The sequence below is a fragment of the Mucilaginibacter sp. A3364 genome, assembly GCF_059690715.1.
In genome coordinates this window covers 1,807,042-1,828,086 of sequence record NZ_JCAWED010000001.1, presented here as the reverse complement: position 1 = coordinate 1,828,086, position 21,045 = coordinate 1,807,042, and the positions used below count along the sequence as shown (strand labels likewise).

Below are 21,045 nucleotides of genomic sequence, written 5' to 3'. Positions count from 1 at the left end.
TTTTAATTGTAATTCAGTTAATCACCGAATATAATTGTAAAACATGATGTTTTTAGCTGTAAACAAAAATATTACGCAAAAAAAGACCCGCACCAGGCGGGTCTTTTTTCAATATTATTGGTAATACGCTTATTTTACTGCGTCAACCACTGCTTTAAAAGCATCCGGGTTGTTCATAGCTAGATCAGCTAATACTTTACGATTTAAACCAATGCTTTTTGCATTTAATTTACCCATTAAAACCGAGTAAGATAAACCATGTTGACGGGCACCAGCGTTAATACGTTGGATCCATAAAGCTCTGAATTCTCTTTTCTTGGTTTTTCTATCGCGGTAAGCGTATTGTAAACCTTTTTCAACTGTGTTTTTAGCAATAGTGTAAACCTTGCTGCGTGAACCCCAATAACCTTTGGCGAGGTTCATGATCCTTTTTCTACGTCTTCTCGACGCTACGGCATTTACTGAACGTGGCATTTTTTTGTCTTTTTGGTAGTGAGTGTTCCGTCATGGAAACTTTAATACTCTAATACCTGGTTAAAAATTAATTAATTACTTTCCGATACAAAGCATACGTTTTACGTTACCCATGTCACCATCAGAAACTAGGCTGGTGTGTGATAGGTTACGCTTACGTTTTGTTGACATCTTGGTTAAGATGTGGCTTTTGTATGCGTTTTTTCTTGCAATTTTACCGGTTCCAGTAAGCTTAAAACGCTTTTTAGCACTGGAATTGGTTTTCATTTTTGGCATATCCGTTATTTATTTGTGTTAGTTATAGGCGTTTCTCAACGCTTTATTTTTATTTATTTGCACATCTGCATATCCACGCATCTGCACATTAAAATTATTTTTTAGCCGCTTTTGGCGCTACGGTTAAAAACATCCGTTTACCTTCCAGCTTTGGTAATTGCTCTACTTTGCCCACTTCTTCTAACGATTGTGCAAAACGCAGCAGCAATATCTCGCCCTGCTCTTTGTAAACTATCGCTCTACCTTTAAAGTGTACGTAGGCTCTTACTTTTTCGCCGGCTTCTAAAAACTTGGTGGCATGCTTTAATTTAAAGTCAAAGTCATGATCATCAGTGTTCGGTCCGAAACGAATTTCTTTAATAACCGTTTGCTTAGCGTTACTCTTGATCTCTTTCAGCTTTTTCTTCTGCTCGTAAATAAACTTGTTGTAATCAGTTATTTTACAAACAGGCGGTACAGCGTTTGGAGATATCTCAACCAAATCCAGCTCTTGTTCTTCGGCCATGGCCAAAGCGTCACGTAGGGAATAAACACCCTGTTCTACATTGTCGCCTACTAAACGTACTTCTGTAGCCCTGATAAATTGATTGATGTTGTGTTCTGCCTCTTTTTTCTTGAAAGGAGGTCTTGGTCCTCTGTTAAAGGGTCTGTTTAATGCCAAGTGTTATACAGTTATTTCTTTAATTATTTGTTTTTTAAATTCTTCTATCGTCATGCTTCCCAAATCGCCTTCGCCATGTTTACGAACAGAAACCTCACCTTGTTCGGCCTCTTTTTCGCCCACAATCAGCATATATGGGATCTTTTTAACTTCGGCATCACGGATTTTTCGTCCGATTTTTTCATCCCTAAAGTCAATTAGCCCGCAAATATCGGAATCTTTTAACTCATCTGAAAGTTTTTTTGCATATTCTTCATATTTTTCTGAGATAGGAAGAATAATAAATTGCTCGGGCGATAACCACAGCGGGAAATTACCGGCGCAATGCTCAATTAGTACTGCCACAAAACGCTCTAACGAACCAAACGGTGCACGGTGAATCATTACCGGGCGATGCTTCATGTTATCACTGCCTGTGTATTCCAGTTCAAAACGTTCGGGTAGGTTATAGTCAACCTGTATGGTACCCAGTTGCCATTTACGGCCAAGGGCATCTTTTACCATAAAGTCCAACTTAGGGCCATAAAATGCCGCTTCGCCTAACTCTACCACAGTTTTTAAACCTTTCTCTTCGGCAGCCTCAATAATCGCTGATTCGGCCAGGTGCCAGTTTTCGTCGGTACCAATGTATTTGGCTTTGTTTTCAGGGTCGCGAAGCGATACCTGTGCAGTATAGTTTTCAAAACCTAAAGCTTTAAATACGTATAATACCAGGTCAATCACCTTCATAAACTCTTCCTTCACCTGGTCGGGGCGACAGAATAAGTGAGCGTCATCCTGAGTAAAGCCACGTACACGGGTTAAGCCGTGCAACTCGCCGCTTTGCTCGTAACGGTATACGGTACCAAACTCGGCCAAACGAACCGGAAGATCTTTGTACGAACGTGGTTTGGTTTTATAGATCTCGCAGTGGTGCGGGCAGTTCATCGGTTTCAGGAAGAACTCCTCTCCCTCCTGCGGGGTTTTTATTGGCTGAAATGAATCGGCACCATATTTTTCATAGTGACCCGAAGTTACATACAGGTTTTTATGGCCGATATGCGGTGTAATTACCTGCTCGTAACCGGCTTTAACCTGGGCTTTTTGCAGGAAGTTGGCCAAACGCTCGCGCAAAGCAGTGCCCTTAGGCAACCACAATGGTAAGCCCATGCCCACTTTTTCTGAGAAAGCAAATAACTCCAGTTCTTTACCCAACTTACGGTGATCACGTTTTTTTGCTTCTTCCAGTATGTGCAGGTACTCAGTAAGTTCGCTTGCCTTAGGGAAAGTTACCGCATAAATACGGGTTAACTGTTTACGTGTTTCATCACCGCGCCAGTAAGCACCGGCAAGGCTCATCAGCTTAACAGCTTTTATAAAACCTGTATTAGGTATATGCGGGCCGCGGCAAAGGTCGGTAAAGTTACCCTGGCTGTAAAAAGTAATCGCGCCATCAGGCAAATCTTTCAATAAGTCCAGTTTATACTCATCGCCTTTTTCGGTAAAGTAAGCAATAGCTTCATCTTTGCTGATAGGCTTGCGTACATACTCTTCCTTGGTTTTAGCCAGCTCAATTATTTTGTCTTCAATTTTCTTGAATTCTTCTGATGACAGCACTTTGTCGCCAAAGTCAACATCGTAATAAAAACCGGTTTCGATAGCGGGGCCGATACCGAACTTAGTGCCCGGGTACAAAGCTTCCAAGGCTTCGGCCATTAAGTGGGCCGATGAATGCCAGAAAGTTGATTTACCCTGAACATCGTTCCAGGTTAGCAATTTTACGGAAGAATCTTTTTCAATAGCGCGGCTTGCGTCCCAAACTTCGCCGTTAACTTCGGCGGCTAATACGTTACGGGCTAAACCTTCGGAGATAGACAAGGCTATCTGCATGGCAGTGATCCCTGCGTCGTACTGACGCACAGACCCATCGGGTAGTGTAATATTGATCATCTACAAACATGATTTGACTTCAAATCGATCCTTTCCAAAAGAGAAAGACTTCATTGAAGCCGGTTTTTAAAATTATTTTTTTTAGTCGATCGCCTACTAACGCGATCTTATTTGTGAAGCAAAAATAGAATTTATTTTGAAGCCGTAGCTTAAAAAATCTTGTATTTTTATGAATACTTATTATTACACAAGTACCATAAGCCTTTTTACATGACAGACCATACACCCGTCGAGCCAAATAAAATCAACCTGGCCGTTAAAATATTCGATTGCTTTTTTAGCGTCCTTGGGCTTATACTGGTGCTGTACTTTTTAGCACAAGCCAGCTCGCCTATTTTAATATCCATATTAACCATGCTTGTTATTGGGGTGGGTTTCATATTTATAATAGTTTGGGCAGTTAAGGGTAACGATCCTAATTATCCATCAGCAAAAATTCATGCCTGGCTCACAGGTGTAATTCGGTATAGCTTTGCCTACATTGTTTCGGTTTACGGCTTTGCCAAGATATTAAAAACTCAGTTTGGCACAGTTTATTCGCGTATGGATACACCGGTAGGCAAGCTAAGCGGCTTTGAGCTTACCTGGAACTATTTTGGCTACTCGTACAAACTCACCCTAATTTTGGCGGGGCTTCAAATTGGCGGAGCAATACTATTGCTTTTTAGGCGCACTACTTTGCTTGGTGTATGTATACTGATGCCGGTAATGCTAAATATTGTACTCATTAATATATTTTACAGTATAGCTGTAGGGGCTTTTTTAGTGTCGATAATGATAACCGCCGGGTTAACTTACCTGCTCATTCTTAACGGGGAACCACTAATTCGGTTGTTTTTTTATACGGCAAATAGTTTGCCGCCGCTAAGGTTATCATTTTTTAAGCATATTATCAGGCTGCTTGTCATCGCGGGCGCATTCTTTTCTATATACAAATTTGTAAGGAACGAGAAACCTATTGATTTTTTAGGCAAATGGAAAGTTGAAAAATTGGAACGCAACGGGCAACCTGTTGCAGACAGCGCGTGGATGAGTGATGATAACGCCTGGAAATATATTTATGTTGAAGAACATGGCTTGATGTCGCTCTCGCCCAACCCTTATTTATTTGAGTCGAAACGCGCCAAACGGGCATCATTCAAATACGATGAAAAAATGCGCAAACTGAGTCTTAGCATATTTGATACGGGTAAGCCCGGCGATTCAATAATAGCAATCATCACCAAAAAGAGTAAACGCAATATGGAGTGGGAAGGCACATCAAAAAACGGCAAGTTTAAAGTTATGCTAAAAAAGATGAATATAAGCCATTAACTACCTGAGCTTAACTTCGTAATGTTCCCTTACATGCTGATTAACATAGGTAGTTAACCCCTCGCCTCTTTCGGCCAGTATTTTCATTTCTTCGATAGCATCCGGACCGGCGCTTTTGTTGGTGTACAGGTAAGTTGAGCCGTCACGGAATTTCAGGGTAATACTGTCTTTGGCTAATTCATAAGCTATCACGCCGGTATCGTGTTGTATGGCCTTATAGAGTTGCATAATAAAATCGCTGCAAAATGGCTGCCATTGTTATTTATTTTTTCTTTCAGAACCGATTTTATCTATTTTCACGCCAACTAAATCTTTCAAAAATGATCGTATACGGAACCAGGGCAACGTTAGTTAAATCTGAATCAATACCGGAGCAATGCACTAATTGCGACAATACCTATACCATACAAATGAGTGTGTTTCAAAAATACGCCCACATTTTTTGGATACCGTTTTTTCCGATCGGTAAAATCGGTGTTCTGCAATGCAGGCACTGCAAGCTTGCATTAAATTCTGACCAAATGCCGCCCAGACTATGGGCAGGATACGACAGATTAAGACAAGACGTAAAACCACCGCTTTGGATATTTTCGGGCTTTGGGGTTGTTGCTATATTAGCGCTTGTAATTTTTGTTTTAGAAGGACAAAAAACAAAAAGAGTTGCAGAAATGGTTAAGGCACCTAAGGCGAATGATATATTAGAGATAAAGCAAAAAGACAACTATTTTACCTTACTGAAGATTAAAGAAGTAACAGCAGACTCGATCTACGTCGTGGCCAACAAATTTCAAACCAGTAAATCGACCGGGCTGAGCGATCTTAAACTGAAAGACTATGACACAACGCTATACGCCATGCCAAGAAGTACGCTGATTGAGATGAATGTTAAGAATGAATTATTAGATATTGACCGGGACTAAAGTTGAGCGATATTAATTGTTTTTAGAATGAGTTTTAAACGAGATAACAAATTGCTTTTTGTGATATTTTCAGTATTCGGTATACTGGGTATAGTAGGTTTGATTATGCTGTTAAAAGAAAAGCAAAAAGCCGAACGTGTAGCACAACATGTACAAAAACCCGAAGTAAACGATATTTTGCACATCAAAAAAAATGACAGCACTTATACGCTGTATAAGATTACTAAAGTAGTGCCGGATTCGATATACTTTTATCCGAACCGCTATGAAACTGATACCGAACATGGTTTAGGTGGTGAAGAGATGAAGTACTATAATACATCTGCCGTATTTATGATGCCCCGCCAACTGCTTTTGGATATGTATAAAAGGCAGCAGGTACTGGATGTAACAAAAGAATAATCTCAAAAAAACGCCGCGCGGGGTGAGCCATACTTAAAAGTCAGTAAGTATTTAAACACGCGTAATTCACTAATAATCAGCGACTAATGAATTTAAGAGGGGTGCGCCGCATTGCGCCGCTTTTTTCGATGAAAAACTGATATACAATATTTTACAAAAACAAGGTGCGCCAAGTGCGCCACTTTAAAAATGGCGCAGCCTATACATTTCCCCAGCCATTGGCTAATACATCAACCAAGTGCATGGTTTGTATAGGCAAGCTATTTTTGTCGATATAGCTTTGCAAGTGCATAAGGCACGAAGCGTCAGTTGAGATGATGTAATCGGCACCGGCGGCTATAGCGTTATCCACCTTTTGTTGTGCCATAGCACTTGATATAGCGTCAAACTTAACAGCAAATGTGCCACCGAAACCACAGCAGGTATCGCCTTGCGGCATATCAACCAATTCAAGGCCTATCACTTTTGATAATAGTTGACGAGGTTCTTGCTTAATATGGCACTCGCGTAATGCAGCGCAGCTATCATGGTAAACTGCCCGACCGTCCAATTCGGCACCAAAGTAGTCGTACTGCAATATGTTAACCAGGAAATCAGATATCTCATAGATATTACCCTGAACAGTGCGACACTTATTATGCACTACAGTATTGGTAAACAAATCGTTATAATAATTCTTTACCATTCCGGTACATGAAGCCGAAGGAGTGACAATAACACTATCATCTGAAAAACCATCCAGAAACTTGCGTCCTACATTTTTTGCATCATCCCAAAAACCCGCGTTAAAAGCCGGCTGTCCGCAGCAGGTTTGTTCAGGGTTATAATCAACCACACAACCGGCTTTCTCCAATATCTTAACGGTATTAAAGGCGGTTTCCGGAAACAGTTGATCAATAAAACAAGGGATAAATAACTCGGTCTTCATGGGCGGCTAATTTCAGAAAAAGTTTGCATAATGCGCCATTAGTTTTAAACAGCTTTCAATTTGGCGTCGGCGCGACGTAAAGAAATGAGCAATAATAAGCCAACGATAAAGAATCCGCATAACGCCAAAACCGAATTGCGCATACTGCCTGTTAACTCCTCAATAAATGCGAAACTAAACATACCGCCAACAATGGCCAGCTTCTCGGTTACATCATAAAAACTGAAGAAGGATGCGGTGTCGGTTATGCCATCAGGCAAAAACTTGGAGTAAGTAGACCGTGACAACGACTGTATCCCCCCCATCACCAAACCCACAAACGCAGCCAATATATAAAATTGTGTAGCGTTAGTGATAAAATACGCGCAAACGCAGATAACTACCCATAGCATAACCACCCAGCTTAACACCCGTATGTTGCCATACCGTTCTGATAAGCGCGACATCAGGTTAGCCCCGACAACGGCTACTATTTGTATAATGAGTATAATGGCGATAAGATTAGCCGCCGGCAAGTGTAGCACTTTAGCCCCAAAACCTGCAGCCGCCAACATAATGGTTTGCACGCCCATGCTGTAAAAGAAGAAGGCCGGTAAATAGCGTTTCAATATGGGCATTTGCTTTACCTGTTGCCATACTTTGCCTAACTCAATAAAACCGCCTTTAAATACACTCACCTGTTTGCCATGTACATTGGGTTTGCCGTTAGGTAATACTTTAAATGGTATTTGGGCGAAGCCTATCCACCATAAGCCAACCAATAAAAAGGATAATCTTGCCGGGAAGCTCAGGTCGGTTATACCAAAGGTGCCAGGCATCAGTACAAATACAAAGCATACTACCTGGATAAGCACGCTGCCGATATAGCCGTAGCTAAAACCTTTAGCGCTAACGGCGTCCTGTTGGTCAATAGTTGCAATCTCGGGCAGGTATGAGTTGTAAAATACAAAACCGCCGCTATACCCTATGGCCGCCAAGGCAAAACAAATTATGCCAAACTCCAAAGTGTCTGACTCAAAGAAAAACAAACCGCAGCAAGCCAGTGAACCAAGCCATGTAAAAAACTGCATGAAGCGTTTTTTGCTGCCACGATAATCAGCAATAGAACTTAAGATGGGCAGCAGTAACACAATCACAAAGTAAGCGGCTGCCAACGCGTAGTTAGATAGTGCTGTATTTACAAAGCTATGCCCAAAAAAGGTTACCCTATCGCCATTAGCGGCATTCTCGGTAATGGCCACAAAATAAGCAGGGAATATGGTTGAAGTAATAACCAGGTTATACGCGGAATTGGCCCAGTCGAACACGGCCCAGGCGCGTATGGTTTTCTTGTCGTTTTTGTTTTCCATTGATGTGTTAAAAGTAATCCATTTTTTGGATTTGAAAAACCTTGCCCTGTAGCAATATTTTATCGTTTTAAATAATATCAAATAATAATACTTGCTTAAGCATTTTTTAATATTTTTGAACACCCTAGTAAACAACGTTTTGGATACCCATTTTTTTAGAACCTTACCCGGCAAGTACCGTGGGCCATTCCGTAACTATTATACCCTGCAGAATTTACTGTCTATACGTAACTGTTGCACTATTTTTTTATTGATCAATATTATACTTAGGATATTATGCTGGGTGCTGCCTGTTAGTATTACCAAAGCACAAAACTTCCCGGAGTTTGATTTTACCAACTGGCTGTATATCATATTAACGCCTGTTTTCTTCCTGATAAGCCACCTGTTCATCAACCGTATCAAAAAAACCAGGAAAGCCTCGGCGGCGATGATCCTGTTTGTTTTCGTTTTCGCGTTCTACATTATTTTGTGCGGGATGTATTCAAGCTTCATCGCTACGGCCGACCCACGAAATGCCTTAACCATATACCTTATTGCCCTTTGTGTTATCAGTGTAATGTGCGTTTTTGAATACGACGAGGTTGTAGTGCTCCTAGTATTAACCGAGATTGTATTCACCGCCCTGCTCCTGCTGGCCCATGCCGATGCAACCAGTATGTTGTATGATCAGTTGATCTCGGCAGTATTGCTTGCGGGCTTTTACCTGATATCGCGATACTTTTACTCGTACAAAGCCAGCTATTTTCAACAGTTGCTGGAGATCAGGGCTAAAAACATGGAAATTGAAAAGGCCAACGCCTTCAAAAGCCAGGTATTGGGCATGGTGGCGCACGACCTGCGTAATCCTATAGCAGCTGTAGAGTCATTAGCCATGATGATGGAATTTGACGACCTGAGCGAAGACACAATGGAAAACGTGGGTATGATCAAAGAATCGTGCGTTAAAGCCCGAAGCATTATATCCGACTTATTAGAGGCTGCCAAAAACGAGGACGTTACCGTATTTGACACACAGAAAACAGAGATCAATCAATTTCTGAAAAACACCATAAGCACCTGGAAGATCAATAAAGATTGCCGCTGCCACCTGGTGCTTAAAAGCTCGGTTAATCCTGTTCATGCCAAGCTTAATACAGAGAAGTTTAACCGTGTGCTTGATAACCTCATCAGTAACGCGCTTAAGTTTTCGAAAGACAATGATACCATCGAACTGATACTTGACCAACAGGATAAGAACATAGTTATCCAAATAAAAGACCAAGGGCTTGGAATTCCGCATGATATGATACCTCACCTGTTCGAACGTTTTAGTAAAGCAGGTCGTACAGGTTTAAAAGGCGAACAATCAACCGGGCTAGGTTTAAGTATTGTAAAGCAGATAGTGCAAAGCCACAAGGGTACTATAAATGTTACCAGTGAAGAAGGCAAAGGCACCACATTTATTATCGAGCTACCGGCGGTTAACTAAAGCTCGGGCCGTGGTTCGGCAAAAAACTTATCGTTAAAATTAACCAGGAACAATTCGTTAGTAGCACGGGTACAGGCTGTGTAAAACCAGCGCAAAAAGTCGGTATTCACCATATCTTCCGTTAAATATCCCTGATCTACAAATACCGCTCCCCATTGGCCACCTTGCGCTTTGTGGCAGGTAATGGCGTAAGCAAACTTGATCTGCAGGGCATTGTAATATGGGTTTAACTTCAGCTCGTTGTGTTTAGCGCGTTTGTTGGGGATATGGTCGTAATCCTTCATGGCTTCCTGGTAAAAGCGCTTCTGATCGTCCTGCTGTAAGGCCGGCGACTCAGAATACAGGGTATCCAACAAAACCTTACAATCCAACACCGGGTCTTCGGCATAATCAATAAACTCCAGTTGCACATCCGCGAAGCGAAAACCATACATATCTTCAATTTTACGCACTTTGCGTATTTTGGCAATATCGCCATTGGCAATAAAACTGGTGCTGGCTTCACCCGGGTCCTGCAGCCAGAAGTAGTTGTTTTTAACCACCATTACCTGGTCGCCGCCGGTAATCTCTTCTTCGCGCCATAACAGCCGCGAGCGGATCTGCTGGTTGTATTGGTTGGCATTTTTGTTTGACCGGCAAACCACCAAGGCGTTCTCATGACCATACTTGTTATAAGCATATTCCAAACCTTCCTGCAAACGCTCGCCGGTCATTCTGAAAACATCCTTATAGCCTTTCGTAATAATTTGAGGCGTCGCCTGTTTTTCCTGGCGGATAATGTCGCGGATGCGGGTGACGTTGAATAGGATGCCCGAATCCTTTTGCTGGCGCAATACATCCGTCAACTCAAAGCTCGAAACATTCAACGGGAATTCCATTTTCATAAACTCCGGGTTCAAAGCCGGGCTATCGTCCGATCCTACGGGCGGTAGTTGGGCCGTATCTCCAACCAATAATAGTTTGCAGTTCTTCTCGTTGTAAACGTAATGCACCAGGTCCGCCAGTAAAGTGTCGCGGCTATTGCCGCTTAGCTGGTCGGATAGCATGGAAGCCTCGTCTATGATAAAGATGGTATTAGCGACCATGTTTTCGGCCCGCATAAAACCTTCATCAACGGTAAGCGCAGTTTTTTTGCGGTAAATACGTTTGTGGATGGTAAATGCCTTACGGCCAGAATAATTAGTTATAACCTTCGCCGCGCGCCCGGTAGGTGCCAGCAATACAGATTTGTAGTTATAAAAACGTAGTGCTTTTACCAGCGCGCCAACAATGGTTGTTTTACCCGTACCGGCATAACCTTTTAATATAAAACATTCGTCGCCATTGTCTGTCAACAAAAAATTGTGCAGCAAGCCAAACAATTGCTGTTGCTGGGCAGTTGGTTCATGCGGGAAAGCTTTGCGTATTTGGTCTGTTTCGGCCACGATACAAAAATGTGATAATGATAATTAACTAAAGCAAAAAATATTACTTTTGTTATTAAACATGAGTGAGCCGATATTTAATTACCGCCATAGTTCGTTTAACCTTAACCAGGCGTATTACTATACGCTGTTGATGCACATAAACGCAACTTCATTCTCTTACGGAGTAATTTATAATAAAGAATTAATTGCCTGGGACACCAATTGCAGCCTTGACGAGCTTACCGAGCCCAAAGAACTGGCCGAGCAATTAGCCGCTAACTACAAACACATTGTGGTGGGCTTGCCCGGTACTGATTTTACCCTGGTACCTTCGGCCCTTTACCAAACCGACAAAATTGCTGACTATGCCCGCTTTTTAGACGTTAAGCCCGATGAAAAAGTACTGGCGCAGCAATTAGATACTGACAATTTTATTGTTTATAAAGCACCCGAAAGGATCATAGACGGTGTTTTAAAATTTGATCTGAAAAGAACAGTGTTTGCCAGCAAAGGCTGGATAACCGCCAACGCGCAAAATCATCCTGCTAACAACGAACTGTTTTTAAATACCGAAAACAACGTAGCCGAATTTTTGATGTTTAAAGACGACAAAATTCGCTTTTATAACAAGTTTGAATATAAAACGGCTGACGACCTGGCTTATTTCGCATCGTTTGTTGCTGACGAACTGAACATGTATCCGCGCAATATTAAACTGATACTGAGTGGCAGTGTAAAACCAGATGATGCTTACAGCAATAGGTTAGCCGAGTTTTTCCAAAGCATAGTGTTTAACAGCATAAACCTGATCGAACTTCCGGCCGAACTGAAAGCACCACAGCTATTACCTTTAGCGGCTTTGTCGTTATGCGTATCATCGGAGGTACTTTAAAGGGGCTCAGGCTTAACCCGCCTAAAAACCTGCCCGTACGCCCTACTACCGATCTGGCCAAAGAAGCGCTGTTCAATATCCTGCAAAATCAAATTGAGTTTGATAATATTGCCGTGCTCGATCTGTTTGCCGGAACCGGCAATTTAACTTATGAATTTGCCTCGCGCGCGGCGGAATTGGTTGTAGCCGTCGACCGTAGCATTCACTGTATCAACTACATTAAAGATACATCGCGCCAGCACGGTTTATCAGCCATTAAAACTTTTAAGGCCGATATTTTTAAATTCCTGCAGCTGGAAACCGAACAATACGACCTGATATTTGCCGACCCACCATACGACCTGAACCAAATTCCCGAAATACCCAAAATTGTATTTGAGGAAGAATTGTTAAAACCCGATGGCCTGCTAATCGTTGAACATCAGTCGATGCAAAACCTGTCAAACCATCCGGCATTTGTGGAGGTTAGGAAGTATGGGCATTCTTCGTTTTCGTTTTTCAAAAATTCATAACTTTATAGCAAAACGCCATCAGCCATGAACATAGCCCTATTCCCGGGATCGTTTGATCCGGTTACCAAAGCTCACGTTGATATTGTAAAACGCTCAGTCGGCTTATTTGATAAGGTTTACATAGGTATTGGCGTTAACAGCACCAAACAGGGCCTGCTTACTATAGCGCAGCGCGAACAGATGCTAAGAGCGGTTTTTGAGCACGAACCCAAGATCCACATTATAGCTTACGAGGGTTTAACCGTAGATTTTTGTAAAAGCATTGGTGCTACGTACATGATACGTGGCATACGTACCGTGGCCGATTTTGAATACGAAAAAGGCATAGCGCAAATGAATCACTCACTCGCGCCAGATATTGAAAGTATTTTTATTGTAAGCAAGCCAGGCTATTCATCAGTAAGCTCGACCATCGTACGCGAAATTATACGTTACAATGGCGATGTAAGCCAGTTTATACCTAAAGAAGCGCTTCCTTATCTGTAACCAGTTCCATTTTGTATAGCACATCCATAATAGATGGAAACGTGTTATGGGTGATCAGTTCCAGGTCGTTGGCTTTAAACCAGCGTACATCGGTTATGCCTTCTTCTAATTGCGGAACTAGTTTGTTCTGATCCTTACACTTCATTTTATACCACCAGGTTTTCTTTAACACAACATCACCTTTGTAAATATAAACATGATATGTTTTGCAAATAAGTTTGCCCAATTTGTCTACCACAATACCACACTCCTCTTCTACCTCGCGTACGGCCGCATCGTTTATACTTTCACCTTTATCAACCTTGCCCTTAGGCAGGTCCCAACGGTCATTTCTATATATAAAAAGCAGGTCCTTACGTTCGTTTTTAACTAGCCCACCGGCTGCTTTAATAACGGTAATATCTTTCTTTATTTGCTTCAAAAAAGCCTTGGCATTATCGCACAAAACATAAAAGTATTTGCTTTGGTGGGCCAATACCCAAGTATAAATTATTTTCAAATCAAAGTTCTCACTTTCAATGCGTTGGTAATTATCTAGCTGTTGTGGAACCGATTGTGTTAATAAGATAACTTTTTCGTTAATATAAATTCTGTATTTTTGAGCCATGTTTAATACTAGTGAGACTGAACAACAAGTAGCTGAATTTCTGCTACAAATTAAAGCAATTAAATTACAACCTAATAATCCTTTTACATGGGCATCGGGCTGGAAGTCGCCGATTTATTGCGATAACCGCATAACGCTTTCGCATCCGCCTATACGTACCTACATCCGCCAGCAACTGGCTAAGGTTATACAGGAAAAATTTGGATCTGTTGGTTGTATTGCCGGTGTTGCTACAGCGGGTATACCGCAAGGCGCGTTAGTTGCCCAGGAGCTTGGTTTACCTTTTATTTACGTACGCGCTAAACCTAAAGAGCACGGTCGTGGCAACATGATCGAAGGCGATATATTAACCGGTCAGCGTGTTGTTGTTATTGAGGACCTGATATCAACCGGCATGAGCAGTTTGCAAGCAGTTGCTGCTTTACGCGAAGCGGGTTATGATGTAGCAGGTTTAGCCGCAATTTTTAGTTACGGCTTTGATATTGCTGCCGAGAACTTTAAAAATGCTAATTGCCCATACATCACGCTATCAAACTACAGCGCGTTGATAAAATACGCTGAAGAGCATCAGTACATATCACGTAAAGACGTTGATTTGCTACGCGACTGGCGCGACAGCCCATCAACTTGGGGCACCGAAACCACCGAAGCATAAAAAACATCACACACCATGACTGTATTTAAAAGCACCATCAATATTAATAAACCCATAAGCACGGTTTACGCTTTTTTGGCTGATTTTAACAATCACCAGCAATTGATGCCCGATAACATACAAGATTGGCAATCTACCACAGACGAAGCTAGCTTTGGCATACAAAATATGGCAAAGCTGGCTTTAAAAATTACAGAGCGCGTACCCGAAAGCGCAATCAAAATACTACCCACCCAAAAGCCACCCTTCGATGCCAGTTTAAACTGGACATTGCAAGCCAATGGCGATAGCACCACAGCAACCTTCACTCTATCAGCCGATCTGAACATGATGATGAAGATGATGGCATCGGGCCCTTTGCAAAAACTGGTTGATCATCAAACGCGAAGCCTGAAGGCTGCAGTTGAATAGTGATTGGTTGATTAGAGATTCATTAGTCAATCTCACCCAAAAAATCGTACTTTTGCACCAAATTATAGGTGCAGCATGATCACGGTATCGAATCTAACTCTACGTTACGGAAAACGTACTCTTTTTGAAGACGTTAATTTAAAATTTACGCAAGGCAACTGTTATGGCATTATTGGTGCCAACGGTGCAGGTAAATCAACATTTTTAAAAATCCTTTCGGGCGAAGTTGACCCTACAACGGGTTCGGTAAGCTTTACTCCCGGCGAGCGTATGGCCGTTTTAAGCCAAAACCACTACGCGTTTGATGAATTTACGGTATTAGAGACCGTAATGATGGGGCATAAGGAAATGTATGCCGTAATGAAGGAGAAAGACGCCATTTACTTAAAAGAGGATTTCACTGATGCCGACGGCGAACGTGCCGGCGAACTGGAGAACCTTTTTGCCGAAATGGATGGCTGGAACGCGGAAAGCAATGCTGCTACCCTGCTAAGCAACCTAGGCATTAAAGAAGAGTTTCATTATCAACTGGTGAAAGACCTTGATAACACCCAAAAAGTACGTGTGTTATTGGCCCAGGCCCTTTTTGGTAATCCCGATATTTTGATACTGGATGAGCCGACCAACGATTTGGATATACATACAGTTAGTTGGTTAGAAGACTTCCTGGCAAGCTACGAAGCCATTGTACTTGTAGTAAGTCACGACCGTCACTTCCTGGATACGGTTTGTACCCACGTGGTGGATATTGACTTTGGTAAGATGAGCATCTTTACCGGTAACTATACTTTCTGGTACGAGTCGAGCCAACTGGCATTGAAACAACGTGCTGATCAGAATAAGAAAACTGAGGAGCGTGTGAAAGAGTTGCAGGAGTTCATCCGTAGGTTTAGCGCTAACGCGTCAAAATCAAAACAAGCTACCAGTCGTAAGAAGGCTTTGGATAAGATCAATTTGGACGAGATCCAGCCATCAAACCGTAAATACCCGGGAATTATATTTAACAACCTCGGCCGCGAAGCTGGTGACCAAATATTACAGGTTGAGGGCCTGAGCAAAAAATTGAACGGCGAAACACTGTTTGGTGATGTACGCTTCATGGTTAACAAAGGTGATAAAATTGCCATACTGTCTGAAAACAGTTTAGCCACTACTGCTTTTTACAACATACTAACCGGTAAAGACAAAGACTTTAAAGGCGAATTTAAATGGGGCGTTACCATTAATGCTGCCGATATCCCGATGGATAACTCAGAATACTTTGACGGTAACAACGATAACCTGATCGACTGGTTGCGTCAGTACTCACCGGGCGAAAAAGATGACCAGTTTATCCGTGGTTTCCTGGGCCGTATGTTGTTCTCGGGCGAGGAAGTATTGAAGAAAAGCAGCGTATTATCAGGTGGCGAAAAGATGCGTTGTATGTTTAGTCGCATGATGTTACAATCTGCAAACTTGCTGATGTTTGATGAGCCTACTAACCACCTGGATCTGGAATCTATCACCGCGTTAAACAACGGCATGAAAGATTTTAGAGGCACTATACTGTTTACCTCACGAGATCATGAATTAGTGGAAACAGTTGCCAACCGCATCATCGAAATAACCCCTGGTGGAACCATCGACAAGCTGATGACCTACGACGAGTACATCAACAGCGATGCAGTACAACAATTGCGCGACGAATTGTACGCTAAAGCATAATATAAAATGAGGCGGCTGATAGTCACTTTACTCATCATTGCTTTTGCAAATACCACACTGCTGGCTCAAGTGCTAAGCGGTGTGGTTAAAGATGCCAAGACGAAAGAAACGCTTCCGTTTGTGAACGTGGGCATAGTAGGCAAAAGCGTAGGTACCGTTACTAATGATAACGGTGCCTTTAAAATTTCATTAAGCAATCATACCACCGATACGCTTAAGGTTTCGATGATCGGCTATAAGCCACAATCGTTTTTGGTGGCTGAGTTAGCCAAAGACCCCGATAACCTTACCGTCACTTTAGTTCCTGATGTAAAAAGCCTGAAGGAAGTAAAGGTTGGCAACCGTAAATGGAAAACAGCGGTATTGGGTAATACTACCAAATCGCAAAGCACCAATGCAGGTTTCAGTAATAATATATTGGGTCACGAGATAGGCGCTATTATTAAAATAAAAAGGTCGCCGACTTGGTTAAAGCGCTTTAACACCAGCATCGTCGAAAACGTTTTAAGTGATTCTGTTAAGCTGCGTCTTAATATCTATAATGTTAAGGGTGGCATGCCTTATCAAAACATATTACAGCAAAACATATTTGTAACAGTACACAAAGGTGATAATGCGATAAGCATCAACCTTGAACCATACAATATTATGGTTGATGATAAATTTTACATCGGCTTGGAATGGATTCAAAACGCGCGCGGCCGGGGCATTATGTTTTCTGCAAGCTTGTTAAGCAGCGCTATGATCTTCCGCGAAACCAGCCAGGCTAACTGGGAGAAATTCGGCATGTTTGGCGTGGGCTTTAATGTGTTGGCCGAATATTAAAACATTTTGTAAATTACCTTGTAATATACGCCATCTGACTCCGTAGCTCAGTTGGTAGAGCAAATGACTCTTAATCATTGGGTCGAGAGTTCGAGCCTCTCCGGGGTCACAAAAAAGCCATTTTGTTTTTTAAACGAGGTGGCTTTTTTGTTTGACACTGAGGCGCAGTGTAGCGGTTTATGCGTAGCCGCTACATGTGCTACACTTAAGTAGTGGATGCTACACCATCAACAGGCTATAAAATCAGCATTTTTCTTCTGCCACGCTCATGAATTAGCTAAATTGCAGGTCTATGATGAAGAACATATTGGCCATATCCGGCAGTCTGCGCCAGGGCTCGTCCAACCACGCTGTACTACAGTTTTTAGGAACGCAATTACCTATTGGGATCAATTACCATATTTATAATAATCTTGCACAGATACCTGCGTTTGATCCAGGACTAGATAATGATACACCGCCGGACCCGGTTGCATCGATACGAAACCTGATAACGAAATCCGATGGTATCATTATCTGTACTCCTGAATATGCCTTTGGCGTGCCCGGTGCTTTAAAAAACATGCTGGATTGGCTGGTATCAAGCAGTACGCTGGTTAATAAACCCGTGACGCTCATCACCGCATCCCTGGGTGGCGAACATGCCCATGCTTCGCTCCTGGTTACTTTAGGGGCTTTAACGGCTAAGCTTAACGATGAAACTAATTTATTGATACAGTTTGTGCGAAGTAAGGTGGCAGCTGATGGAAGTATTGCCGATGAGGAGACGGTGAAAAATTTGCAGGTCCTTTTAAGAACATTTGTTAGTTAGTTATGACAATTTGACAAATACCCCCCTTTGGAACACTCCTTGATAAACCACTATCATTAATCACGAAATCACTCAAACGAATTATAATATTATGCAAGAAAAAGGAACCATTTCGATCCACACCGAAAACATCTTCCCTATCATTAAAAAATTCCTGTACTCGGATACCGAAATATTTTTACGCGAACTGGTATCAAATGCCATAGATGCCACACAAAAAATAAAACGCCTGGCATCATTAGGCCAGTACAACGGCGAACTGGGCGACCTGCGCGTTGAAGTAGCATTTGACGAAAAGGCTAAAACCATCACTATTAGTGATAACGGTTTAGGAATGACAGCCGAAGAGATCAAGAAATACATTAACCAGATCGCTTTCTCGGGCGCTACCGAGTTTATGGAGAAGTTTAAGGAAGCTAAAGATGCCAACGAAATTATTGGTCGCTTTGGTTTAGGCTTTTATTCTGCATTTATGGTGGCCGATAAGGTTGAAATTCAAACCTTAAGCTACCAGGATGGTGCCGAGCCGGCTTACTGGGTATGCGATGGCAGTACCGAGTTTGAAATTGGCAAAGGTGTTTTAGAAGAGCGCGGTACCGAGATCACGCTGCATATCAATGCCGAATCTGAAGAGTTTTTAAGCAAAACACGTTTGCAGGAGATTTTGGACAAATATGCCCGCTTCCTGCCGGTACCTGTTGTGTTTGGTAAAAAAACTGAATCTGTTGAGGACGGCGTTGACGAAGAAGGCAACCCAAAGTATACTACCGTTGAAGTTGATAATGTTATCAATGACACTACGCCAATCTGGACAAAATCGCCCAACGAGCTGAAGGATGAAGATTACTTAAATTTTTATAAAGAGTTATATCCTTTCAGCGAAGAGCCTTTATTCTGGATCCATCTGAATGTTGACTATCCATTTAACTTAACCGGCGTATTGTACTTCCCTAAATTGAAAAACGATTTCGAGGTACAACGTAACAAGATCAAGTTGTTTTCCCGCCAGGTATTTATTACGGATGAAGTAAAGGATATCGTTCCGGAGTTTTTAATGCTGTTGCATGGTGTTATCGACTCACCGGATATCCCACTAAACGTATCGCGTAGCTTCCTGCAAGCGGATAGCAATGTTAAAAAGATAAATAGCTACATCACCAAAAAGGTAGCTGATAAATTGGCAGAATTGTTTAAAGCCGACCGCAAAGCCTTTGAAGAAAAATGGACGGACATTGGCCTTTTTGTTAAATACGGTATTGTTAGCGAGGAAAAGTTTTATGAAAAAGCTAAAGACTTTGTATTACTGACCAACACCGCTAAAGAGAACTTTACGCTGGAAGAATACAAAGCCAAAGTTGAGCCATTGCAAACCGATAAAGACGGACAGTTGGTTTACATTTACACCAACGATCCGGCTAAGCAGGATGCTTTCATTCAATCGGCCAATAAAAAGGCCTATGACGTATTGTTGATGAATTCGCCTATTGATAATCACTTTATCAGTCACCTGGAACAAAAGCTTGAAAAAACGTCGTTGAAGCGTGTTGATGCAGACGTAGCAGATAAGCTTATTAAAAAAGACGATGCGCCTGAGCACGTTTTAACCGAAGAACAAGCCAACACTGTAAAAGCGATATTTGATAAAGCCATTAACAAACCGGCCTACAAAGTGGAGCTGGAAAGCTTAAACCCAGACGAGCTACCGGTAACAGTAACTATGGATGAGTTTATGCGCCGCATGAAAGAAATGGCGGCTATGGGCGGCGGTATGGGCTTTTATGGCAGCATGCCAGATAACTATAAAGTTGTTGTTAATGGTAACCACAAACTGGTAAGCCGCATCTTACAGGAAGAAAATGAAGACACCCAGGCGCAATTGGCTAAACAAGCTTTCGACCTGGCCCTGCTATCGCAAGGATTACTGACCGGTGCCGAATTGACCGAGTTTGTTAACCGCAGCGTTAACTTGATATAATGTCATAAACAGCTTACCGGTATGGCTACTGCAATATTCATTATTCCGCAAAACCTTATCGGTAAGCTTGGTAAGTCTTCATTTGCCGTAGGCGAAGTTTTGGATGAGGTTTTACATGCTAATGCAAAAATTATTTGCGACGCGCTGGTGGCTTTTCATGATGATGGTTCGCCGATAGTTAATGATTTTGAGGTAGATAAAAATGAGTTACTATATAATGCGGCTACCTACAAAGGTAAGTTGCTATTTAGATATGTCGTTAATTACACCTTCGGTTGTTCAGACCTATCGCCTACCGAAAAAGCTACCGAGCGTTGTGATTTTGACATCGACCTAGAAAATGCAAAGCTGAGCGTGCACTTACATAACCCGATAAGGCGCGATACTTTTGACGAATTTTGATAAATAAAACCGTCCTGAAAATATCAGGACGGCTTTATTATTTTATTATTAAATATTTGGGTAGCTTTATATAAACAAACCAAACCTTTTCGTTATTAACCTATTAAAACCTACTGGTATGAAAAACTTGAAATTATTAAGCGTTGCTTTATTGTGTACTTTCGGCCTAAATGCAGCTTATGCGCAAAACACAAAGGTGGACAAAAAAGCGGCTAAGACAGCCAATCTGAAACGCATTATTACAGAGAAAAAATACATTTTTAATGCGAACTATGTGGTACCTATGAGCATGACGCCGCGCGCGCTTGTAGGCAATTACGATGTAACGGTTAAAAGTGATAGCTTAAACATCTATCTGCCGTATTTTGGCAGGGTGTATAACGCGCCACGCAATCCTAATGAGGGCGGTTACAGGTTGGTCACAACTGAATTTGATCAAGATGTGGTGGCTAAAAAGAATGGTTGGGAAGTAACTATTAAACCTAAAAAGCCGGTTACACCTGGCGAAAAGGATATCCAGTCTATGGTGCTTTCTGTATCAAACGATGGTTATGCTTCGTTAAGGGTTAGCTCGTTAAGCAAACAACCAATATCATACAATGGTACTGTTGAAGAAATAAGCAAAGGGAAGTAAT

General features: G+C 42.0%; 24 protein-coding genes and 1 tRNA gene. 16 read left to right on the top strand and 9 right to left on the bottom strand.

Annotation, left to right across the window (positions count from 1 at the left end):
- Window positions 1-129 precede the first annotated feature (129 nt).
- The 4 genes from rplT to thrS form a co-directional block, all read right to left on the bottom strand.
- Window positions 130-474 (bottom strand): 50S ribosomal protein L20, encoded by a 345-nt coding sequence (gene rplT, locus AC59JT_RS08225; RefSeq protein ID WP_497397641.1) that lies wholly within the window; start codon window positions 472-474, stop codon window positions 130-132.
- A 75-nt stretch (window positions 475-549) separates the two neighbouring features.
- The gene (gene rpmI, locus AC59JT_RS08220; RefSeq protein ID WP_497397639.1) at window positions 550-750 is read right to left on the bottom strand and encodes a 50S ribosomal protein L35; all 201 of its coding nucleotides are present in this window, start codon (window positions 748-750) and stop codon (window positions 550-552) included.
- A gap of 94 nt (window positions 751-844) precedes the next feature.
- Window positions 845-1,411, bottom strand: coding sequence for a translation initiation factor IF-3 (infC, locus tag AC59JT_RS08215; protein WP_497397637.1), 567 nt, complete (start codon window positions 1,409-1,411; stop codon window positions 845-847).
- 3 nt (window positions 1,412-1,414) lie between these two features.
- Complete coding sequence (gene thrS, locus AC59JT_RS08210; protein WP_497397635.1) at window positions 1,415-3,340, bottom strand: threonine--tRNA ligase; 1,926 nt, start codon at window positions 3,338-3,340, stop codon at window positions 1,415-1,417.
- Between the two features lie 210 nt (window positions 3,341-3,550).
- Here thrS and AC59JT_RS08205 point away from each other — a divergent pair, with 210 nt between their 5' ends.
- Window positions 3,551-4,654, top strand: coding sequence for a hypothetical protein (locus tag AC59JT_RS08205; protein WP_497397633.1), 1,104 nt, complete (start codon window positions 3,551-3,553; stop codon window positions 4,652-4,654).
- Here the strand turns inward: AC59JT_RS08205 and AC59JT_RS08200 are convergent, their stop codons facing one another.
- Window positions 4,655-4,882, bottom strand: coding sequence for a hypothetical protein (locus AC59JT_RS08200; RefSeq protein ID WP_497397631.1), 228 nt, complete (start codon window positions 4,880-4,882; stop codon window positions 4,655-4,657). It abuts the gene before it with no gap.
- Window positions 4,883-4,899: 17 nt separating this feature from the next.
- Here AC59JT_RS08200 and AC59JT_RS08195 point away from each other — a divergent pair, with 17 nt between their 5' ends.
- On the top strand, window positions 4,900-5,574 hold the full coding sequence (locus AC59JT_RS08195) for a zinc ribbon domain-containing protein (protein WP_497397629.1): 675 nt from the start codon (window positions 4,900-4,902) through the stop codon (window positions 5,572-5,574).
- A gap of 27 nt (window positions 5,575-5,601) precedes the next feature.
- Window positions 5,602-5,976, top strand: a complete 375-nt coding sequence (locus tag AC59JT_RS08190; RefSeq protein WP_497397627.1) for a hypothetical protein — start codon at window positions 5,602-5,604, stop codon at window positions 5,974-5,976.
- Between the two features lie 199 nt (window positions 5,977-6,175).
- On the opposite strand, the gene AC59JT_RS08185 is transcribed toward AC59JT_RS08190, so the two are convergent.
- Together AC59JT_RS08185 and AC59JT_RS08180 are read right to left on the bottom strand one after the other, a co-directional pair.
- The gene (locus AC59JT_RS08185) at window positions 6,176-6,904 is read right to left on the bottom strand and encodes a (Fe-S)-binding protein (protein WP_497397625.1); all 729 of its coding nucleotides are present in this window, start codon (window positions 6,902-6,904) and stop codon (window positions 6,176-6,178) included.
- Between the two features lie 44 nt (window positions 6,905-6,948).
- Entirely contained in the window at window positions 6,949-8,253 is a 1,305-nt protein-coding gene (locus tag AC59JT_RS08180; RefSeq protein WP_497397623.1) for an MFS transporter, read from the bottom strand.
- A gap of 115 nt (window positions 8,254-8,368) precedes the next feature.
- On the opposite strand from AC59JT_RS08180, the gene AC59JT_RS08175 reads away from it, so the two are divergent.
- Window positions 8,369-9,724, top strand: a complete 1,356-nt coding sequence (locus AC59JT_RS08175) for a sensor histidine kinase (RefSeq protein WP_497397621.1) — start codon at window positions 8,369-8,371, stop codon at window positions 9,722-9,724.
- Here the strand turns inward: AC59JT_RS08175 and AC59JT_RS08170 are convergent.
- On the bottom strand, window positions 9,721-11,148 hold the full coding sequence (locus AC59JT_RS08170; protein ID WP_497397619.1) for an ATP-dependent DNA helicase: 1,428 nt from the start codon (window positions 11,146-11,148) through the stop codon (window positions 9,721-9,723). The genes AC59JT_RS08175 and AC59JT_RS08170 overlap by 4 nt on opposite strands.
- A 61-nt stretch (window positions 11,149-11,209) precedes the next feature.
- Here AC59JT_RS08170 and AC59JT_RS08165 point away from each other — a divergent pair, with 61 nt between their 5' ends.
- The 3 genes from AC59JT_RS08165 to coaD are packed head-to-tail and all read left to right on the top strand — an operon-like array spanning window position 11,210 to window position 13,020.
- Window positions 11,210-12,022, top strand: coding sequence for a DUF3822 family protein (locus AC59JT_RS08165; protein ID WP_497397617.1), 813 nt, complete (start codon window positions 11,210-11,212; stop codon window positions 12,020-12,022).
- Window positions 11,998-12,534 carry a 16S rRNA (guanine(966)-N(2))-methyltransferase RsmD gene (gene rsmD, locus AC59JT_RS08160; RefSeq protein WP_497397615.1) on the top strand — a complete coding sequence of 179 codons (537 nt, stop codon included), beginning with the start codon at window positions 11,998-12,000 and terminating at the stop codon, window positions 12,532-12,534. Before AC59JT_RS08165 ends, rsmD begins: the two co-directional genes overlap by 25 nt.
- Window positions 12,535-12,558: 24 nt before the next feature.
- On the top strand, window positions 12,559-13,020 hold the full coding sequence (gene coaD, locus AC59JT_RS08155) for a pantetheine-phosphate adenylyltransferase (RefSeq protein WP_497397613.1): 462 nt from the start codon (window positions 12,559-12,561) through the stop codon (window positions 13,018-13,020).
- Here the strand turns inward: coaD and AC59JT_RS08150 are convergent.
- A complete protein-coding gene (locus tag AC59JT_RS08150; RefSeq protein WP_497397611.1) occupies window positions 12,995-13,627 on the bottom strand; it encodes an NUDIX hydrolase in 633 nt (210 codons plus the stop codon). The two genes, coaD and AC59JT_RS08150, sit on opposite strands and share 26 nt — an antisense overlap.
- On the opposite strand from AC59JT_RS08150, the gene pyrE reads away from it, so the two are divergent.
- From pyrE to AC59JT_RS08105, 9 genes are all read left to right on the top strand, one after another.
- Window positions 13,626-14,282, top strand: coding sequence for an orotate phosphoribosyltransferase (pyrE, locus tag AC59JT_RS08145; protein ID WP_497397609.1), 657 nt, complete (start codon window positions 13,626-13,628; stop codon window positions 14,280-14,282). The two genes, AC59JT_RS08150 and pyrE, sit on opposite strands and share 2 nt — an antisense overlap.
- Before the next feature lie 15 nt (window positions 14,283-14,297).
- Window positions 14,298-14,693 carry an SRPBCC family protein gene (locus AC59JT_RS08140; protein ID WP_497397607.1) on the top strand — a complete coding sequence of 132 codons (396 nt, stop codon included), beginning with the start codon at window positions 14,298-14,300 and terminating at the stop codon, window positions 14,691-14,693.
- A gap of 75 nt (window positions 14,694-14,768) precedes the next feature.
- Window positions 14,769-16,397, top strand: coding sequence for an ABC-F family ATP-binding cassette domain-containing protein (locus tag AC59JT_RS08135; RefSeq protein WP_497397605.1), 1,629 nt, complete (start codon window positions 14,769-14,771; stop codon window positions 16,395-16,397).
- 6 nt (window positions 16,398-16,403) lie between these two features.
- The gene (locus tag AC59JT_RS08130; RefSeq protein ID WP_497397603.1) at window positions 16,404-17,222 is read left to right on the top strand and encodes a carboxypeptidase-like regulatory domain-containing protein; all 819 of its coding nucleotides are present in this window, start codon (window positions 16,404-16,406) and stop codon (window positions 17,220-17,222) included.
- Between the two features lie 36 nt (window positions 17,223-17,258).
- Window positions 17,259-17,331 (top strand) — tRNA-Lys (locus AC59JT_RS08125).
- 183 nt (window positions 17,332-17,514) lie between these two features.
- Window positions 17,515-18,033, top strand: coding sequence for an NADPH-dependent FMN reductase (locus AC59JT_RS08120; protein ID WP_497397601.1), 519 nt, complete (start codon window positions 17,515-17,517; stop codon window positions 18,031-18,033).
- 91 nt (window positions 18,034-18,124) lie between these two features.
- Complete coding sequence (gene htpG, locus AC59JT_RS08115) at window positions 18,125-20,008, top strand: molecular chaperone HtpG (RefSeq protein WP_497397599.1); 1,884 nt, start codon at window positions 18,125-18,127, stop codon at window positions 20,006-20,008.
- Between the two features lie 21 nt (window positions 20,009-20,029).
- The gene (locus AC59JT_RS08110; protein ID WP_497397597.1) at window positions 20,030-20,410 is read left to right on the top strand and encodes a hypothetical protein; all 381 of its coding nucleotides are present in this window, start codon (window positions 20,030-20,032) and stop codon (window positions 20,408-20,410) included.
- A 118-nt stretch (window positions 20,411-20,528) separates the two neighbouring features.
- A complete protein-coding gene (locus AC59JT_RS08105; protein ID WP_497397595.1) occupies window positions 20,529-21,044 on the top strand; it encodes a DUF4251 domain-containing protein in 516 nt (171 codons plus the stop codon).
- The last annotated feature ends 1 nt before the right edge of the window (window position 21,045 follow it).

What these genes read in the sequence shown, in the direction of transcription:
- rplT (WP_497397641.1), bottom strand. Translation starts at nt 474, where the DNA reads ATGCCACGTTCAGTAAATGCCGTAGCGTCGAGAAGACGTAGAAAAAGG.
- rpmI (WP_497397639.1), bottom strand. Translation starts at nt 750, where the DNA reads ATGCCAAAAATGAAAACCAATTCCAGTGCTAAAAAGCGTTTTAAGCTT.
- thrS (WP_497397635.1), bottom strand. Translation starts at nt 3,340, where the DNA reads ATGATCAATATTACACTACCCGATGGGTCTGTGCGTCAGTACGACGCA.
- AC59JT_RS08205 (WP_497397633.1), top strand. Translation starts at nt 3,551, where the DNA reads ATGACAGACCATACACCCGTCGAGCCAAATAAAATCAACCTGGCCGTT.
- AC59JT_RS08200 (WP_497397631.1), bottom strand. Translation starts at nt 4,882, where the DNA reads ATGCAACTCTATAAGGCCATACAACACGATACCGGCGTGATAGCTTAT.
- AC59JT_RS08195 (WP_497397629.1), top strand. Translation starts at nt 4,900, where the DNA reads ATGGCTGCCATTGTTATTTATTTTTTCTTTCAGAACCGATTTTATCTA.
- AC59JT_RS08190 (WP_497397627.1), top strand. Translation starts at nt 5,602, where the DNA reads ATGAGTTTTAAACGAGATAACAAATTGCTTTTTGTGATATTTTCAGTA.
- AC59JT_RS08185 (WP_497397625.1), bottom strand. Translation starts at nt 6,904, where the DNA reads ATGAAGACCGAGTTATTTATCCCTTGTTTTATTGATCAACTGTTTCCG.
- AC59JT_RS08180 (WP_497397623.1), bottom strand. Translation starts at nt 8,253, where the DNA reads ATGGAAAACAAAAACGACAAGAAAACCATACGCGCCTGGGCCGTGTTC.
- AC59JT_RS08165 (WP_497397617.1), top strand. Translation starts at nt 11,210, where the DNA reads ATGAGTGAGCCGATATTTAATTACCGCCATAGTTCGTTTAACCTTAAC.
- rsmD (WP_497397615.1), top strand. Translation starts at nt 11,998, where the DNA reads ATGCGTATCATCGGAGGTACTTTAAAGGGGCTCAGGCTTAACCCGCCT.
- coaD (WP_497397613.1), top strand. Translation starts at nt 12,559, where the DNA reads ATGAACATAGCCCTATTCCCGGGATCGTTTGATCCGGTTACCAAAGCT.
- pyrE (WP_497397609.1), top strand. Translation starts at nt 13,626, where the DNA reads ATGTTTAATACTAGTGAGACTGAACAACAAGTAGCTGAATTTCTGCTA.
- AC59JT_RS08150 (WP_497397611.1), bottom strand. Translation starts at nt 13,627, where the DNA reads ATGGCTCAAAAATACAGAATTTATATTAACGAAAAAGTTATCTTATTA.
- AC59JT_RS08140 (WP_497397607.1), top strand. Translation starts at nt 14,298, where the DNA reads ATGACTGTATTTAAAAGCACCATCAATATTAATAAACCCATAAGCACG.
- AC59JT_RS08135 (WP_497397605.1), top strand. Translation starts at nt 14,769, where the DNA reads ATGATCACGGTATCGAATCTAACTCTACGTTACGGAAAACGTACTCTT.
- AC59JT_RS08130 (WP_497397603.1), top strand. Translation starts at nt 16,404, where the DNA reads ATGAGGCGGCTGATAGTCACTTTACTCATCATTGCTTTTGCAAATACC.
- AC59JT_RS08120 (WP_497397601.1), top strand. Translation starts at nt 17,515, where the DNA reads ATGATGAAGAACATATTGGCCATATCCGGCAGTCTGCGCCAGGGCTCG.
- htpG (WP_497397599.1), top strand. Translation starts at nt 18,125, where the DNA reads ATGCAAGAAAAAGGAACCATTTCGATCCACACCGAAAACATCTTCCCT.
- AC59JT_RS08110 (WP_497397597.1), top strand. Translation starts at nt 20,030, where the DNA reads ATGGCTACTGCAATATTCATTATTCCGCAAAACCTTATCGGTAAGCTT.
- AC59JT_RS08105 (WP_497397595.1), top strand. Translation starts at nt 20,529, where the DNA reads ATGAAAAACTTGAAATTATTAAGCGTTGCTTTATTGTGTACTTTCGGC.